This window comes from Pectobacterium carotovorum, from assembly GCF_033898505.1.
Lineage (GTDB): Bacteria > Pseudomonadota > Gammaproteobacteria > Enterobacterales > Enterobacteriaceae > Pectobacterium > Pectobacterium carotovorum_J.
Window position 1 is genome coordinate 624,947 of sequence record NZ_JAXAFK010000001.1, and the last position, 15,950, is coordinate 640,896.

General features: G+C 52.8%; 13 protein-coding genes, 1 tRNA gene and 1 pseudogene. 8 read left to right on the plus strand and 7 right to left on the minus strand.

All coding sequences use genetic code 11. The features are described from left to right. Window positions 1–82 precede the first annotated feature (82 nt). The 4 genes and pseudogenes from modA to R9X49_RS02725 all read left to right on the plus strand — a co-directional run. On the plus strand, window positions 83–853 hold the full coding sequence (gene modA, locus R9X49_RS02710) for a molybdate ABC transporter substrate-binding protein (RefSeq protein WP_319847102.1): 771 nt from the start codon (window positions 83–85) through the stop codon (window positions 851–853). Next, complete coding sequence (gene modB, locus R9X49_RS02715; protein ID WP_015839546.1) at window positions 853–1,542, plus strand: molybdate ABC transporter permease subunit; 690 nt, start codon at window positions 853–855, stop codon at window positions 1,540–1,542. Before modA ends, modB begins: the two co-directional genes overlap by 1 nt. Continuing rightward, complete coding sequence (gene modC / locus R9X49_RS02720) at window positions 1,542–2,600, plus strand: molybdenum ABC transporter ATP-binding protein ModC (RefSeq protein ID WP_319847103.1); 1,059 nt, start codon at window positions 1,542–1,544, stop codon at window positions 2,598–2,600. Before modB ends, modC begins: the two co-directional genes overlap by 1 nt. Window positions 2,601–2,632: 32 nt before the next feature. Beyond that, a pseudogene (locus R9X49_RS02725) lies at window positions 2,633–2,869 on the plus strand (sugar phosphate isomerase/epimerase); the annotation flags it as partial. A gap of 76 nt (window positions 2,870–2,945) precedes the next feature. Here R9X49_RS02725 and R9X49_RS02730 read toward each other — a convergent pair. From R9X49_RS02730 to R9X49_RS02745, 4 genes are all read right to left on the minus strand, one after another. After that, on the minus strand, window positions 2,946–3,926 hold the full coding sequence (locus R9X49_RS02730) for a LacI family DNA-binding transcriptional regulator (protein ID WP_319847104.1): 981 nt from the start codon (window positions 3,924–3,926) through the stop codon (window positions 2,946–2,948). A 124-nt stretch (window positions 3,927–4,050) separates the two neighbouring features. Further along, a complete protein-coding gene (locus R9X49_RS02735; RefSeq protein WP_319847105.1) occupies window positions 4,051–5,202 on the minus strand; it encodes a Gfo/Idh/MocA family oxidoreductase in 1,152 nt (383 codons plus the stop codon). Further along, window positions 5,199–6,269, minus strand: coding sequence for a sugar phosphate isomerase/epimerase (locus R9X49_RS02740; RefSeq protein WP_319847106.1), 1,071 nt, complete (start codon window positions 6,267–6,269; stop codon window positions 5,199–5,201). Before R9X49_RS02740 ends, R9X49_RS02735 begins: the two co-directional genes overlap by 4 nt. Before the next feature lie 138 nt (window positions 6,270–6,407). Continuing rightward, window positions 6,408–7,652, minus strand: a complete 1,245-nt coding sequence (locus R9X49_RS02745; RefSeq protein WP_319847107.1) for an MFS transporter — start codon at window positions 7,650–7,652, stop codon at window positions 6,408–6,410. A gap of 187 nt (window positions 7,653–7,839) precedes the next feature. Between R9X49_RS02745 and glk the strand changes: the two genes are divergently transcribed. Further along, on the plus strand, window positions 7,840–8,805 hold the full coding sequence (gene glk / locus R9X49_RS02750; protein WP_319847108.1) for a glucokinase: 966 nt from the start codon (window positions 7,840–7,842) through the stop codon (window positions 8,803–8,805). Window positions 8,806–8,877: 72 nt separating this feature from the next. On the opposite strand, the gene R9X49_RS02755 is transcribed toward glk, so the two are convergent. Beyond that, window positions 8,878–9,699 (minus strand): pyridoxal phosphatase, encoded by an 822-nt coding sequence (locus R9X49_RS02755; protein WP_319847109.1) that lies wholly within the window; start codon window positions 9,697–9,699, stop codon window positions 8,878–8,880. Window positions 9,700–9,972: 273 nt separating this feature from the next. Between R9X49_RS02755 and R9X49_RS02760 the strand changes: the two genes are divergently transcribed. The 3 genes from R9X49_RS02760 (at window position 9,973) to pgl (ending at window position 13,518) form a co-directional block, all read left to right on the plus strand. After that, window positions 9,973–10,060 (plus strand) — tRNA-Ser (locus R9X49_RS02760). A 426-nt stretch (window positions 10,061–10,486) separates the two neighbouring features. Beyond that, window positions 10,487–12,193 carry a hypothetical protein gene (locus tag R9X49_RS02765; protein ID WP_319847110.1) on the plus strand — a complete coding sequence of 569 codons (1,707 nt, stop codon included), beginning with the start codon at window positions 10,487–10,489 and terminating at the stop codon, window positions 12,191–12,193. Window positions 12,194–12,519: 326 nt separating this feature from the next. Further along, window positions 12,520–13,518, plus strand: coding sequence for a 6-phosphogluconolactonase (gene pgl, locus R9X49_RS02770; protein WP_319847111.1), 999 nt, complete (start codon window positions 12,520–12,522; stop codon window positions 13,516–13,518). A gap of 57 nt (window positions 13,519–13,575) precedes the next feature. Here pgl and R9X49_RS02775 read toward each other — a convergent pair whose 3' ends face one another. Further along, the gene (locus tag R9X49_RS02775; RefSeq protein ID WP_319847112.1) at window positions 13,576–14,826 is read right to left on the minus strand and encodes an LVIVD repeat-containing protein; all 1,251 of its coding nucleotides are present in this window, start codon (window positions 14,824–14,826) and stop codon (window positions 13,576–13,578) included. A gap of 15 nt (window positions 14,827–14,841) precedes the next feature. Further along, a complete protein-coding gene (locus R9X49_RS02780; RefSeq protein WP_319847113.1) occupies window positions 14,842–15,918 on the minus strand; it encodes a sugar ABC transporter substrate-binding protein in 1,077 nt (358 codons plus the stop codon). Window positions 15,919–15,950: the final 32 nt, after the last annotated feature.

Genomic DNA, 15,950 nt, shown 5'->3' on the forward strand with positions numbered 1-15,950 from the left:
ATATACCTCTTTAAAGCGCATGACACTGCTTTATCATTCGTTATATCATTATTTACACAACGATAATTGTCAGGAGACAAGAATGAAGCAGCAATGGTTAAAATGGTTTGCCGCACTGACCCTCAGTGCAGGAATGGCGCTGCCTGCGGTGGCAGAAGATAAAGTCACGGTGTTCGCCGCGGCATCACTGACGAATGCGTTGCAGGAAATTGCCACGCAATATCAGAAAGAGAAAAACGTTGCCGTCGTGGCGTCTTACGCATCATCTTCAACGCTGGCGCGCCAGATTGAGCAAGGTGCACCTGCCGATCTGTTCATTTCTGCTGACCAACAGTGGATGGACTACGCGCAGGATAAAAACCTGATGGATACCGCCACGCGTCACACGCTGCTGGGCAATGAACTGGTGGTAATTGCGCCGAAGGCAAGTGCGCAGAAAGATCTCAAAATTGATGATAAAACCGACTGGAAAAGCTTGCTGAAAGGCGGACGTCTGGCCGTTGGCGACCCGGACCATGTGCCTGCCGGAATCTACGCGAAAGAAGCGTTACAGAATCTGAAAGCCTGGGATGAACTCTCCCCGCTGATGGCTCGGGCGAACAACGTGCGTGCAGCGATGGCGCTGGTGGAACGTGAAGAAGCACCTCTGGGTATTGTTTACGGTTCTGACGCGGTTGCCAGCGATAAAGTTAAAGTTGTCGGTACGTTCCCGGCAACGAGCCATAAGCCTGTCGAATATCCGATGGCGATAGTAAAAGAACATAAAAACCCAGCGGTTACCGGTTTTTATGACTACCTGAAAACGCCGGAAGCGGCAGCAGTATTTAAACGCTATGGCTTCGCGCCGCGTTAATGATGCTGAGTGATTACGAATGGCAGGCGGTTGAGCTGAGCCTCAAAGTTTCCGTTGTGGCTGTGGCGTGCAGCTTGCCGTTTGGGATACTGATGGCGTGGATTTTGGTGCGCTGTCGGTTCCCCGGCAAATCGCTGTTAGATAGCATTATCCACTTACCACTGGTGTTGCCGCCAGTGGTCATTGGTTATCTGCTGCTGGTGGCGATGGGAAGACGCGGCGTAATCGGTTCCTGGCTCTATGACTGGTTCGGCTTCAGCTTTAGTTTTAGCTGGCGCGGTGCCGCATTAGCGTCGGCGATTGTCGCGTTCCCGCTGATGGTTCGAGCGATTCGGCTGTCACTGGATGCTGTCGATAAACATCTGGAACAGGCCGCACGAACACTGGGTGCCACACCCTGGCGTGTGTTTTTCACCATCACATTACCTCTCTCTTTTCCTGGAATCGTTGTTGGAACCGTATTGGCGTTCGCCCGTTCGCTTGGTGAATTTGGCGCGACAATTACGTTTGTTTCTAATATTCCCGGTGAAACCCGAACCATACCACTGGCAATGTATACCCTGATTGAAACGCCCGGCGCGGAGGCTGATGCAGCAAGGCTGTGTATCATTGCCATTGTCTTGTCGCTGGCTGCGCTGTTGGCATCGGAATGGTTAACAAACTGGAGCCGCAAGCGGTTGGGGGGATAATGCTGCAACTCGATTTTCATCAACAGCTGGGCAGCCTCGAACTCCGCGTTCAGTCTGAACTGCCCGCGAACGGGATTACCGCTATTTTCGGTGTGTCCGGTGCGGGGAAAACGTCGCTGATCAATGCCGTTGTTGGCCTGACTCGCCCAGATAGCGGGCGGATTGTGCTCAATAACCATCTCTTGGTGGATACGCAGCAGCGTATTTTTCTTCCACCGGAAAAGCGTCGAATCGGCTATGTATTTCAGGACGCCCGCCTGTTTCCACATTATCGCGTACGTGGCAATTTGCGCTATGGTATGGCTGAGACAATGGAATCGCAGTTCGATGACATTGTCGGTTTACTGGGTATTGAACCGCTGCTGAATCGCTATCCACGGACGTTGTCCGGTGGAGAAAAACAGCGTGTCGCGATTGGCCGGGCATTGCTGACTGCGCCGGTACTGCTGCTCATGGATGAACCGCTGGCGTCGCTGGATTTGCCCAGAAAGCGTGAGCTGTTGCCGTATCTGGAGCGTCTGGCGAAAGAGGTCAATATTCCGATTCTGTATGTCAGCCACAGTCTGGAAGAGATTGTCCGACTAGCCGATCATGTTGTGGTGCTCGATAAGGGCAAAGTGAAAGCGCAAGGGATTCTGGAAGAGGTGTGGGCCAGCAGCGCACTACGCCCCTGGTTACCGAAAGAAGAGCAGAGCAGTATTCTGAGTGCGCGCGTGTTGGCTCAACATGAACATTATGCGATGACGGCGCTGGCATTAGGCGACCAGAAGGTATGGGTCGGTAAAGTCGAACTGCCGCAGGATTCTGCATTGCGTATTCGGGTGAATGCCGCGGATGTTTCTCTGGTTTTACAGCCGCCGGAAAAAAGCAGTATCCGTAATGTGCTGTGTGCCAGCGTAGTGGAATACCTTGATGTCGACGGGCAGGTTGAAGTAAAACTTGCGGTCGGTGAGCAGACGCTATGGTCCCGCATTACGCCGTGGGCACGGGACGATCTCGGACTTCATCCCGGGCAAACGCTCTATGCGCAGGTTAAGAGCGTGTCGATTACGGCATAAGTACAGGCTGAGCGATGAGGCTGTGTCCACATCGCTCGGTCTCGATTCATGCGAAAGACAATACCTCCATCGGCATCCGCGATGATGAAATGAATTTTGCCCCACCGGGCGAGGGCATTCTGGCGTGGGAAGAGATTATCCCGGCAGCGTCCAAAGCGGGCACGCAATGGTTTGTTGCTGAGCATGACTTGCCGAAAGATCCACAGGCCATTATTTCCGCTGCTTACCAGTCTCTGTATGAAAAGCTGAGTAAGGTGAAAAGTAAGTAAGGAATAGCTATCAACCTGCGGTCAGCGGACCGCAGGTGGTCAGAAATGAGATAGCGAAAGGTGAATGTTGCGTGGGTTAGCTGGATGCCCGTTCGACAAACGTCCATTCCAGTAAGCGTTTTTCTGTTTCGCTGTCAGGCTGGTCGATCTGTTGTAATAGCAGCTTCACGGCTTCTCTGCCGATATGTGCGGACGGTTGCTGAATTGTACTGAGCTGGGGAGAGGTGATATAACCCAGCTCCGAACCGTCAAAACCGATCACCGCAATGTCTTGCGGCGCGCTCAGCCCCGCCTCGCAGATTGCAGACAGTGCGCCTGCTGCCAAGGTATCGGACACCACAAAGACGGCATCCGGCCGATCCGGCGCGTTAAGCAGCGCCGCCATTGCCGCCTTTCCACCCTGGTAGCTCAACGCGTTGGCGTATTCGACTTTGTCATAATCAAACGCATTTTCCGCGAGAGCGTCGCGATAACCTTTCTCTCGCTGCTGGGCGTAGAGATAATTCATATCGTGATTAATCATGGCGATACGGCGACGGCCTTTGCCAATAAAGTGATTAATCACAAAGCGTGATGCTTCAGCGTTATCAATCCCAACGGATGAAATGGCGGACGTGTCGTCATGCTCGGCGCACTGCACCCAAGGTGCAGTGCCAATCATGTCCTGAAGCGCAGAAAGCGTTGAAATAGCGTCCATGGTGATCACGCCATCGACCATTTTACCGGACAGCAGTTGCAGGCTGGAGTGGGCGCGAACGATATCGGCACCGGAATTGCACAGAAGAATGCGATAGCCGTTTTCTTCCGCTTCCGCCTCGATACCTTTCACCACATCGGCGCAGAAGGGGTTAGCAATGTTGGAAACCATGACTAATAGCATATGGCTGCGTGCGGTACGCAGCTGGCGGGCCAGTAAGTTCGGCTGATAATTGCTGCTTTTTATCGCATTGAGAACACGTTCCCGGTTTTGCGGCTTCACGGTATCAATGTTATTCAACACCCGTGAAACGGTGGCAACCGAAACACCTGCTATCCGTGCTATTTTTTGAATCGACATAATTCAGAAGGCACTCACGCTACTTATGCTTGGCTGAGCAGATTACCATAAATATCTCTGGCTGCATCCCGCAGGCGTCGCACCTGCGGGATGAATAACATAAGAGAATGAACGGCCTGATGCCTTAATTAGCGACCTTCACCCACGTTTGCTGTTGATGGCTTTGTACGATGGCGTCAATGATGAACATGATGTTTGCGCCGTCGTAGAAGGTGGCAAAGTTGAACGGATCGACGCCCGGGCGTTTGCCGTCGCGCAGATAGGCGTAAAAATTCGCCATCATATTCTTAAAGGCATCCGGCCAGCCTTCGATATGCCCACCGGGGAAGTGGACGGTGGCGGCGGCTTCTGGGTTCAGTAACCCAGGATCGTCCGATAATAGCTGATTCGGCTTATCGCGATGGCCGATCCACAGTTGCTGCGGTGTTTCCTGATCCCAGGCCAGCGATCGTTCACTGCCGTTTACTTCAAACGTCAGGCGGTTTTTCCGACCTGCGCTGACCTGAGAAACGGTAAAGGAACCGCGGCTGCCATCATCAAAACGCAGTAAAACCGTCGCGTAATCCTCGGTTTTGACCGGCTTGTCGTCGTACTCGGGTGATGCATCAGACGATGAAAATGTGGCAGTGCCGTTCCGGTTGGATTTTCGGATCGGATGGACGATAGCGAAATCCGCGAAAACCTCGACAATTTTCCGGCCAGAAATAAACTGCACTGTATCGCACCAGTGCGAGCCGATGTCGGCCACCGCGCGGGAAATGCCGCCGTACTCCGGTTCAACGCGCCAGTTATAGTCGGTATCGCGCAGCATCCAGTCTTGCAGATAACCGCCGTGTACGGCAAAGACGCGACCGATCTCCTGACGCTTAATCATGCTGGCAGCCTGTTGCACCATGCCAAACTGGCGATAGACAAAGCTGACGCCGTGAACAACGCCTTTTTCTTCCGCCAGCGCCACCAGTTCACGCGCTTCTTCACTGGTCATACACAGCGGCTTTTCCGAAAAGACATGCTTGCTGGCCTGAATAATCTGTTTATTGATCGCGGCATGGAGATGGTTTGGCGTGCAGTTGTGGATCGCGTCGATGTCTGGATGATTTAACAACTCAGCGACGCTGCCGTAGGCATGAGGAATATTGAGCTGGCGCGCTTTCTGCTGAGCTATATCCAGCGAGTTTTCTGCCAGCGCCACCACGTCAACAAAACCGAGACGACGAATCGCTTCTATATGTGCCGGGCCAATAAAACCGGAACCAATAATGCCAACGCGGATCATTCTGCGTTCTCCTCTTTTAATCCCAACATTTTTCTTACCAACGGACGATCGTCGCTGGTGGCGGCGAAATCGTCAAAAGCGCGCTGAGCGACGGGAATAATATGGCGATTGATAAAAGCCGCCCCTTCTTTCGCGCCGCAATGACTGTCTTTCAGGCAGCATTCCCACTCAAGCACGGCCCAGCCGTCGTAATCGTATTGAGCGAGTTTGCTGAAAATCGCGCCAAAATCGATCTGACCATCCCCCGGCGAACGGAAACGTCCGGCACGCTCTGCCCATGACTGATAGCCGCCATACACGCCGCTTTTGCTCGACGCGTTAAATTCCGCATCTTTCACATGGAACGCTTTGATTCGCGCATGGTAACGATCGATAAAACCGAGGTAGTCCATCTGCTGCAAATGCATATGGCTGGGATCGTAAAGAATGTTGGCGCGCGGATGGTGGTTGACGACATCAAGGAAGCGTTCAAAGGTCACGCCGTCGTGTAAATCTTCTCCGGGGTGAAGCTCGTAGCACACGTCCACACCGTGCTCGTCAAAACAGTCGAGGATCGGCGTCCACAGGCGACCGAGTTCTTTAAAAGCCTCCTGAATCAGGGCTTCTTTACGCGGCGGCCAGGGGTAAAAATAGGGCCAGGCCAGCGCACCGGAAAACGTAGCATGGGCGTTGAGGCCTAAGCGTGAAGAGGCTTTTGCTGCCTGCTTGATTGCTGCAATAGCCCACTGTTGGCGAGCTTGTGGATTGCGACGGTAGGCTGACGGGGCAAAATCATCAAAGGCATCGTCGTACGCGGGGTGGACGGCAACGAGCTGTCCTTCCAGATGGGTCGAAAGTTCGCTGATGGTCAGCCCGTGCTGTGCCAGCAGGCCTTTCACATCATCACAGTAAGTTTGGCTGTCGGCGGCTGTGGCCAGATCGAAAATATGTGGATGGTTACAGGGAATTTGTAGCGCTTTAAAGCCTAATCCGGCTGCCCATTGCGCCAGATTTTCCAGCGTGTTAAAGGGAGCCTGATCGCCAATATACTGGGCGAGAAAAATACCCGGTCCTTTTAACGTTTTCATGATTACCTCCTTTGGCAACGGGGTTGAGGTCGTGAGTACCGTTGCACGGTTGCGATAGCAGTAGCGGAAAATACGTTGGGATGAGGTGCTCCAGGCGGCCTCATCCCATTTTTCCCTTAAATAATCCGTATCAGGCGGTTAGGCCCGCTCCTCTTTATATTTGAACGAGAAGAGGAAAATGATGGCGATGGCGGCAGCGGCAATGGCAGGGATCCACCAGAAGGAAGTCCAGATTGCGGGTTCATTCAGCGCACCATTGTCGAAGAGGCGGTTATAAATAGCACCGGAAACCTGCGACCCCAGCAGCATGCCGATACCGTAGGTGAACAGAACCACCAGACTTTGTGCCTGACCTTTGATTTTTTCTCCGGCGATGCGGTCGGTGTAGATGAAGCCAATGACGAAGAAGAAGTCATAGCACACGCCGTGCAGCAGGATACCGAGATAGAGCAGCCAGCGGGTTTCTTCGCTCACGCCGAGTGCGAAGAACGCATAGCGTACGAACCACGCCAGCATGCCGATGAACAGCATGTATTTCACGCCCAGTCTTCTAAACAGCAGCGGAATGATCAGCATGAAGAAGATTTCGGACATCTGGCCGAACGACATCGCGGTGCTGACGTTGCTGATGCCGACATCGCTCAGGAAGGATGCGGTGTAAGCGTAGTAGGTGCCCAGCGGAATAGAGATCAGCATGGCGCAGATGGCAAATACCAGAAAATGGCTTTTCTTCAGCAGCGCAAACGCATCGGCACAGAACAGATCGCGCAGCGCCAGCGGCAAGCCTTTTGCGGGGGCAGGGGTATGCGGCAGCGTCAGGCTGTAGGCTGCCAGAACGGCGGAACACGCAGCAGCGACGTAGAAAATAGTGACGCTTGCGGAGATGCCCGCCATCCCGATACAGACACCGGCGACGATCCAGCCGATCGTGCCGAAGACCCGTACGACAGGAAAGCTCTTCTCACTGTTGCTCAGGTTATGGAACGCAATGTTGTTGGTTAATGCCAGCGTAGGCATAAAGCACAGCGTGTAGGCGAACAGGAGGATCAGCAGCTGTGTGCCGTTTTCGCTGATCAGCGCGTTGGGTACAAAGAACAGAATGACGGCGCCTGCCAGATGCAGCAGCGCCATGACTTTCTGCGAGGGGAAGAAGCGATCGACCACCATGCCCAGCACAAACGGGGACAGGATCGAGGCGATCGGCGCGGCAGAGAAGGCGTCGCCAATCATGGCAGCCAGATTATGCTGTGTCATAACCAGGCCTAACGTAACCGACCATGAACCCCAGATGAAGAACTCTAAAAACATCATGAGTGACAGTCTGGGAACTACGAAGGCCGGTTGTAACGATTTGGTAGCTGTGTTTTCAGATGAAGAAACCATGTGGTATCCCTCTTAAAAGTAATCGATTACAATCTGTGTTTTTTAAATGTAATCGATTACTTTTAACTTAACCGCAGCTTTTAGCCATAAATGAGATCCTTATCACTAGAAAGTTATATAGCCATAGCGTAGCTGGCTGTTTTCGCGCAATGATCGGGTATCTGCTTTGCTTGAGGGGAAAAGAAGAATGACGCACTTTGTTTTAGTGGGCGATGTCGGCGGCACCAACACGCGTTTGGCGCTGTGTGACGCCATGACGGGGGAGCTGTCGCAAATCGAGACTTATTCCGGGCTGGATTTCCCTTCTCTGGAAGGGGCGGTCCGTGATTATCTCGATTCGCGACAGGTCACGGTGCAGGATGCCTGTATCGCAATTGCCTGCCCGATTACCGGTGACTGGGTGGCGATGACGAACCACACCTGGGCATTTTCTATCGCTGAAATGAAAGCGAGCCTGGGCTTACGCCACTTTGAGGTCATCAACGACTTTACCGCCGTTTCCATGGCGGTGCCGGTGATGGGGAGTGAGAGTCTGCTCCAGTTCGGTGGCGGGGAACCTGTGCCGGGTAAGCCCGTTGCTGTGTATGGTGCAGGCACGGGGCTGGGGGTTGCTCATCTGGTTCATGTTGCTAATCAATGGATTAGTTTGCCGGGTGAAGGCGGGCACGTGGATTTCGCGTCTAATAGCGACGAAGAAGACAACATTTTGGCGGTATTACGCCAGTCGCTGGGGCACGTTTCCGCAGAGCGCTTACTCTCCGGGCAGGGGCTGGTGAATATTTACCGTGCCGTGGTGTTGTCCGATGACCGCACGCCGGAGGCGCTGGAGCCGAAAGATATTACCGAACGGGCCGTCAACAACACGGATGTGGATTGTCGCCGCGCGCTGTCACTATTCTGCGTCATCATGGGACGCTTCGGCGGCAATCTGGCGTTAAATTTAGGCACATTTGGCGGGGTGTATATTGCGGGCGGTATCGTACCGCGCTTTCTGGAGTTTTTTAAAGCTTCCGGCTTTCGGGCAGCGTTTGAAGACAAAGGGCGGTTTAAAAACTATATGCAGGATATCCCCGTGTACCTGATTACCCATGAACAGCCGGGATTAATGGGGGCGGGAGCTTACCTGCGGCAGGTGCTGGGCAACGCGCTGTAAGTGAGTCTGCTCGTTGAACGCAATCAGGCAATCGCCTAATACGGCCCGCTTGCCTGATTGCATCATTGTTGGTTATGCCAGAATGCGAGTGCGGATGACATCGGCGATGCTGGGTTCCTCATTGCTGCCAATCACCAGATCGGCACGCGCTTTGATTTCGTCAGCGCTGTTGCCCATGGCGACTCCTAATCCTACGCCTTCCAGCATGCTGATATCGTTAAAGTTATCGCCGAATGCTACGACATCTTTCATGCTGATGCCCTGCTCGCCAAGCCATTGCTGAAGCAGTTTGCCTTTGCTGTTGCCGGTTTGAGCAATATCAACCTGATCTTGCCACGACCACTCGCAGGCCAGTCCGAGCTGCTTTTCTACCTCTGCGGCAAAATGATTCAGCGTGGGGACATCGGCGTGCGTGGTCGCGAATTTCCAGATAGCGTGCGATGCTTCCGTTTGACGCACCAGATTTTCCACCTGTACAAAGCGAGGGCGCTGCTGTTCCGGTAGGTTAGCGGCCCATGCCTGCGTGCGCACTACGTGTCCGGTAGGGTACTGATAATACATGTCGTCATCGGCATACATCAGTCCGTGAATATCAAATTCTTCTAGCAGCGTGATGACATTTTTTGCCTGTTCAACAGAGAGCGGATTGGTGTGCGATGCCTGGCCTTTCTGGTAATCATAGACATAGGTGCCGTTACAGCAGATAGCGGGCGTATCCAACTGCAATCCCTGATAAAAAGGGTGAATGGCAGAGTGGTGGCGCCCGGTGACGATCATCACTTTGATACCTTGCTGGCGGGCCAGCGCGAGTGCGCTAATCGATTCGGGCAGGATTTTTTTCTGTTGATTCAGCAGCGTACCATCAAGATCAAGTGCAATTACTCGGTAGGTCATAGTTGTCTCGCAAATAAAAATGTGAGTATCAAATAAGTCTTACGATAAAGGACGCGGCGAAAAATAGACAGACAACAACGAGATAAAAGTGCCTGAGGTCCATTTGATGACGAAAGGTGCCGTGCGCCGGCGAGAAATCAAGCTAAACGGACAATTTGGCAATGCCGTTGTCGATTTTCTATGCTTTCAACGGTTTATCATCTATTTTTTAAGCAGTTGACCAAAACGCGGCTTTACAATGTGCGATGGACTGTTTATAGTGCGCGTCATTGCGGAGGAGTGGCCGAGTGGTTGAAGGCACCGGTCTTGAAAACCGGCGACGCGAAAGTGTTCTAGAGTTCGAATCTCTACTCCTCCGCCAAAAAATTCAACGGGTTAGCTTAGGCTAGCCCGTTTTCGTTTTTGGTTGCTGGCATTGTGTTGGTATACCTTACTACGAAAATTGCATCACTATTCAGAAGGTTCTGGCGCTGACTAATCTAACATTGGGCCAATTTTGTCTTTCTGACGTATGCAATCCCCCTTGTCTTTTTGTTTTGTGGCCATTGAATAACTGTCTATCTCTGTTGCTCCCTTCATCGTCAAATATCGCCTTCGCTTTAATTCTGCATAAATGACATATCAATTCTTGCACCTGCTCAATCTCGACCTTTCTGCGAGCGTTGCCGCACGCGCCAGTTTTAAACCAGTTTCGCATATGGGAAAACGTCGAGTCGTTATTATTGGCCGCTAACTAAATTCAATGGGCTATTAAATTTAATGGCTCTTATAAATCCAGGGGCTAATTATGCCAGGTCACGTTACACCAAATGATTTACCACCGATTAATGAATTAGATGAGTACACTTCCCATATTCCCGAACTCCAAACCGATACGTCTGTTTTAGCGGGAAGCGGTGGCCCCGCAAATTTTCAGGCGAGTGCGTTAGCGAACCGAACAAAATATTTAAAACGTACTCTGGATTCAGTGAGTCAGGAATTAATTGAAATCGATCAATCGATAGCCGCAGCACAGCAATCAGCTGACGTGGCGAAACAGGGGGCTGACGCATCTATGAAAGTAGCAGCGAATGGTGCAGATATTGTTGACCCTGCTGTATTTCGCGCAAGTATTGGCCTGAGCAATGCAATGCTGCGGGGGGATCTCGGCTGGGGGAGCCAGGCGAAGAACATCGGGAACAATGTTAATCTGTTCGACTACTTCACTCGCGACAGACCTGCGGACGTTTACTGGGTTAACCAGACCGGAATCAACCGCCCACCAGATTTCGCTGACTGTGTATTGCTATGGAACCCTATCGAGCATGCTGATTTTTACGGTTGTTTGCTGGCTATCGGTTTTACTACTCACGGTGCAAAGACGGCAACGATTGGTGTCGCTAATGGTGTGTGGGAAACGTCATGGAATGTCGGCTGGGACGCCCGAAACTTGTCTCCCGTTACAGCAAACACAAATCAGGTCATCCATGCATTAAAAGTCTATATGGCTAATTGGGCATCATTGATTTTGATGCCCGAAGCTCCTGGTCAGCCCAGCTATTTACAAGGCAATGATTTCGATGGTTTAACGCGCTGGACTCTCGGCTATCAGGATATAAACACGAATCATCTTACGTTGCGCAACAACAAAGCGGGGGTTGCGATGACGATGCACTCCGATCGGAACATCTACATGTCGTGTGATGATTTCGTGCTGACAGATGCGAAAGGGTTTGTGAGGAATACCGCGGCTGAACCTGCTCTTGCCAACATCAGCGCAGTGCTGAATTACTATGCGTCCGAACAAAGCATGGGATCTACCAGAGATGACGCTGGGAACGTGTGGCGGACACATATATCAGCGCGCCATCGTGGCGGTAATGGTAATCAAGAGCCGACAGCCGACAGCCAGAATTTTGGTTTTGCTATTGTCGACGACAATATGACATCAGCGTATTACCAGATAAACGTAGTCAAACAGGTTAACGGCGTCTGGCAGCAAGCCGTTGGACTGTACCACACGGGTAACACAACCGCGGACGCCAATGGGTTTATTAAGGTCGCTTCGCCAGTGGTGAAGTTGTTCGGTGCTGGAATGTCTGAGCTCAATACAGAGAGTGAAGGAGTAGTAACTGCGCGAATAGATCGAGGTGTGTACCGGATTTCGGGCTGTCTCGGCCTTAATGCCGATCTGGCTTGGGGAGGACTTGAAGGGGGAATTGTTGGTCCGCGTTGTCGCAACGGGCTTGAACGCCTGTGGATTGATTATGACGTTGAGCAGGACGGATCTATCGTTATCCGCACGTATCACCGCACGCACCCGAATGCGATGCCGTTCGCACGCAACGCACGTGACGGCTATGTTGAGGGCGATCCGATTGATATCCCAACTGATACATTCCTGAGTATCCGCGTACAAATGCCTGCACGCGAGGCCACGCATTACGCGCCGATCGTGGAGCCTTCGGTCAGGCACAGTAATGTGTATTGCAACACCGTATCTCCTATCCAATGAGACCTAATGGGCCGCTTCATGCGGCCTTTTCATTTCTGGCGTTCAGGTGAGCAGAAATTCTTTCGCGTGCCGTTTGCGTAATCTGATCTATCGCTTTCACCGCCTATTCATGACTACCGCATCATCAGTGTCCGTTAGCTAAATCAATCATTACTTAAATCAGCCATTGCTTAAATCAATAGTAGCCTTGCGCTGTCTCTGTAGAATAGAGTGATTGGTCATTTATGGTATACCGTGCGTCAGGTTGAGCAAGTTCGTTATCCGTTCAATGAACCGCTTTTGAGCCTTCCTGAGCCGCCACATTCGCGTGAAATAAGGAGAATACGATGCAGCAAGTTGTTTATGTCGCCAGCCCGGAAAGCCAGCAGATCCACGTTTGGCAACTCGGTGCTCAGGGTAATCTGACATTATTGCAAACCGTTGATGTTCCAGGGCAAGTTCAGCCGATGGTGATCGCACCGAATAAGCGTCATCTGTATGTCGGGGTACGTCCTGATTTCAGGGTTCTGAGCTATCGTATTGATGAACAGGGTAAATTAACTCAAGCGGGTGTGGCGTCTTTACCGGGTAGCCCGACGCACCTGTCTACCGATAACGACGGACGTTTCCTGTTCAGCGCGTCTTACAGCGGCGCTTGTGTTAGCGTTAGCCCGATTGGTGCAGATGGCATCGTCGGCGAGCCGATTCAGCAACTGGACGGACTGGAAGGGTGCCACTCTACCAATATTGATCCAACGAATACTGTCGTGTGGGCACCTTGCCTGAAAGAAGACCGTATTCGTCTGTACGACCTCAGCGCTGATGGCAAACTGAGCGTGCATCGTCAGGCTGAAATGACGACGGTATCTGGCGCGGGTCCACGCCATATGGCTTTCCACCCCAATCAGCGTTTTGCCTATTGTGTCAATGAACTGGACAGCTCGGTGGATGTGTACCAGTTGGATGCAGCTAGCGGCGAATTGCAGAAAGTGCAAACGCTGGATGCCATGCCAGCAGGTTTCAGCGACACGCGCTGGGCGGCAGATATTCACATTACGCCGAATGGCCGTTTCCTGTATATCAGCGATCGTACTGCCAGCCTGCTGAGCGTTTTCCAGGTGTCTGAAGACGGCAGTACGTTAACGCTGACCGGTCATCAGCCGACCGAAACGCAGCCACGCGGTTTCAATATCGATCATACCGGTGAGTTCCTGATTTCAGCAGGCCAAAAATCTCAGCACATCGAGGTATATCACATCGACCAGAACACGGGCGATCTGCAACCTCTGGCGCGTTACGCTGTCGGTCAGGGACCAATGTGGGTGTCGGTGCTGGCGCTGGACTAAGCCAGACACAACATTGAGATTAAGCCCTGCATTGAATCCGCAGGGCTTTTTTTTCGATTAACCCCGGTATTCGATAATCGACAAACCTGCGTTGTAGTCTGTGCTGTAGATGATGCCGTCGGCATCAACAAACACATCGCAAGACTGGATAATCTGCGGCCTGCCGGGACGTTTATCGACCATTGTGGCTGGCGCAGCAGGCACCAGCGCACCGGTTTCTTTCGGCTGGTACGGATTACTGATGTCGTAAGCCCGCACTCCCGCATTTTGATACGTGGCGAAAATCAGTGACGAACTGATGAAGCTGCCCGGCCGGTTTTCATGCAGGTTATGTGGGCCAAAGTGTGCGCCTTTCTTCACATAATCCGCCTCTTTTGGCTGCGGGAAGGTGGCGATGCTCACCGGATTACTCGGATCACGAATATCGAACACCCAAATCAACTTCTCGCCATCTTCCTGATTATCCAAAACGGCTTCATCCAACACGATCAGCAGATCGCGGTCCGGCAACGGCAGCGCCGTGTGTGTACCGCCGCCAAACGGCGGGCTCCAGTTGCGGTGGCTGATGAGCTGTGGATTAGTGCGATCGCTCACGTCCAGCAGGGTCAGCCCGCCATCGCGCCAGCTCCCATAGGCGGTATCACCGCTGATGATGGCATGATGCAACGCGTAACGCTTACCTTCCGGCCAGCTTGCGCGTTCTCCACCGGCGGTGTGCATGCCGGGTAGCCAGTAGCGGCCCGCAACTTCCGGACGCTGTGGATCGGCCAGATCGATAGTCAGAAAGATGTAGTCGCTGTAGCCATCGAGCAGGGCGGAGACATAGGCCCAGCGCCCGCCCACGTACCAGATACGGTGAATACCGATGCCGTCCAGCGGCAGGAAGCTGATTTCGCGCGGTTTATCCGGCGTTGAAATATCGAAAATTCGTAATCCGGCGCTCCAGCTTTTGCCCTGCTGTTTGGTACTGACCGTGTCGGCGACGGAACGGGTGTAATAGACCTTTTCTTCGGCGAAGCTGGCTTCGGCAAACAAATCGCGTGCGTTAACGACAAGCAGCAGGTCATCGTGCGTTTGCAGGTGGATATTCCAGGTACCGGGCGGGGCAGCAATAAACCCCGCCGGCTTGGGATTTTTGGCATCGCGCACATCCACAATCGACACGCCTTGTGAAACCATATGCCCGATGTAAGCGTAGCCGCGATGAACCATCACCTGCACGCCGTCGGGTCTGCCGCCCTGATCGCTGTGTCCAATCAGCCGCATATTGCGGCTGTAATCGGGGGTGGGCAGAGGAGTCGATGCCATAACGTTATCTCCGTATTATTTCGCCTGTTTGGCTTCCAGTGTAGCAAACCACGGTGCGATAAAATCATCCGTGTGGCCCCAGCCTGGGATGATTTTCGCCAATCCGGCGACGTTGACCGCACCCGCCTGGCTGGCTAACAGCGCCTGCGGAATCGCAGCGGCGCGGAACTCGTAGGTTGCTGGCGTTGGTTCACCAGCTATCTTGTTGGCAACCAAACGCAGGTTAACTTTACCGATCAGTTTTGGATCGACGGCCACGCTGACTTTCCACGGGCTGCTCGCTTCGCGCATCAGCTGTAAATCCTGATTGGAGATGTCGATGCTGTACAGTTTAATTTCAGTCCGACCGTTTTCTTTCAATGCCTTATAAGCGCCCTGGCTGAAGGCATCCCACGATCCCCAGATTGCATCGATTTTGCCTTTCGGGTATTTCGCCAGCACCGCGCCGACTTTGTTGGCGGTATCTCCCTGTACGTCGGAGGACACGGCGCCAATCGATTCCAGTTCCTTGATGCCGGGGTTAGCTTTCAGGATCTGCTGATAGGCGAGCTGGCGGCGTTCCATCGGCGGGAAGCCTGCAACCCACAGCTTGATGATATTGGCGCTACCGTTGAAATCTTTCACCAGTTGGCCGAGTGATTCGTTAGTCAGTGAAGCGTCATCCTGTTGGGTGACGGTCACGCCTGGAATTTCGCCGTTTACGGCGGTATCAAATACCGAGACGGCAATGCCGCTGTCGACGATACGCTTAATCAAATCGGTAGAGTAGGGATCGCGGCCCTGCGACAGGATGATGCCGTCATATTTCTGGCTGATGGCCTGATTCACGAAATCCTGAAAGCGGGCATCGTCGCCGTTGCTCAGGAAGGTGCTGACCTTGAAGCCCAGCTTTTTGCCTTCTTCGAGTACGCCGGAAACAAACTGCGTGGTGTTGTCGTCCGATCCCAGATTACGGATAACCGCGATGCGAACCGGGCCGTCATGATTGGCGATAGCCGCTGGAACGGGAGCAATGGTGGCGTTCTGATTGGCCAGTGCCGGTAATGCGGTCAGTAAGCTCAGTGCAAGCAGGGCAGGCGTAAATTTCTTCATTATCAGCTCCATGGCGTTTTATAAAGGGATCT

Excerpts from the sequence above, each read along its gene's own strand:
- R9X49_RS02755 (WP_319847109.1), bottom strand. The coding sequence starts at position 9,699 with ATGACCTACCGAGTAATTGCACTTGATCTTGATGGTACGCTGCTGAAT.
- R9X49_RS02765 (WP_319847110.1), top strand. The coding sequence starts at position 10,487 with ATGCCAGGTCACGTTACACCAAATGATTTACCACCGATTAATGAATTA.
- R9X49_RS02780 (WP_319847113.1), bottom strand. The coding sequence starts at position 15,918 with ATGAAGAAATTTACGCCTGCCCTGCTTGCACTGAGCTTACTGACCGCA.
- modC (WP_319847103.1), top strand. The coding sequence starts at position 1,542 with ATGCTGCAACTCGATTTTCATCAACAGCTGGGCAGCCTCGAACTCCGC.
- pgl (WP_319847111.1), top strand. The coding sequence starts at position 12,520 with ATGCAGCAAGTTGTTTATGTCGCCAGCCCGGAAAGCCAGCAGATCCAC.
- glk (WP_319847108.1), top strand. The coding sequence starts at position 7,840 with ATGACGCACTTTGTTTTAGTGGGCGATGTCGGCGGCACCAACACGCGT.
- modA (WP_319847102.1), top strand. The coding sequence starts at position 83 with ATGAAGCAGCAATGGTTAAAATGGTTTGCCGCACTGACCCTCAGTGCA.
- R9X49_RS02740 (WP_319847106.1), bottom strand. The coding sequence starts at position 6,269 with ATGAAAACGTTAAAAGGACCGGGTATTTTTCTCGCCCAGTATATTGGC.
- R9X49_RS02775 (WP_319847112.1), bottom strand. The coding sequence starts at position 14,826 with ATGGCATCGACTCCTCTGCCCACCCCCGATTACAGCCGCAATATGCGG.
- R9X49_RS02730 (WP_319847104.1), bottom strand. The coding sequence starts at position 3,926 with ATGTCGATTCAAAAAATAGCACGGATAGCAGGTGTTTCGGTTGCCACC.
- R9X49_RS02735 (WP_319847105.1), bottom strand. The coding sequence starts at position 5,202 with ATGATCCGCGTTGGCATTATTGGTTCCGGTTTTATTGGCCCGGCACAT.
- modB (WP_015839546.1), top strand. The coding sequence starts at position 853 with ATGATGCTGAGTGATTACGAATGGCAGGCGGTTGAGCTGAGCCTCAAA.
- R9X49_RS02745 (WP_319847107.1), bottom strand. The coding sequence starts at position 7,652 with ATGGTTTCTTCATCTGAAAACACAGCTACCAAATCGTTACAACCGGCC.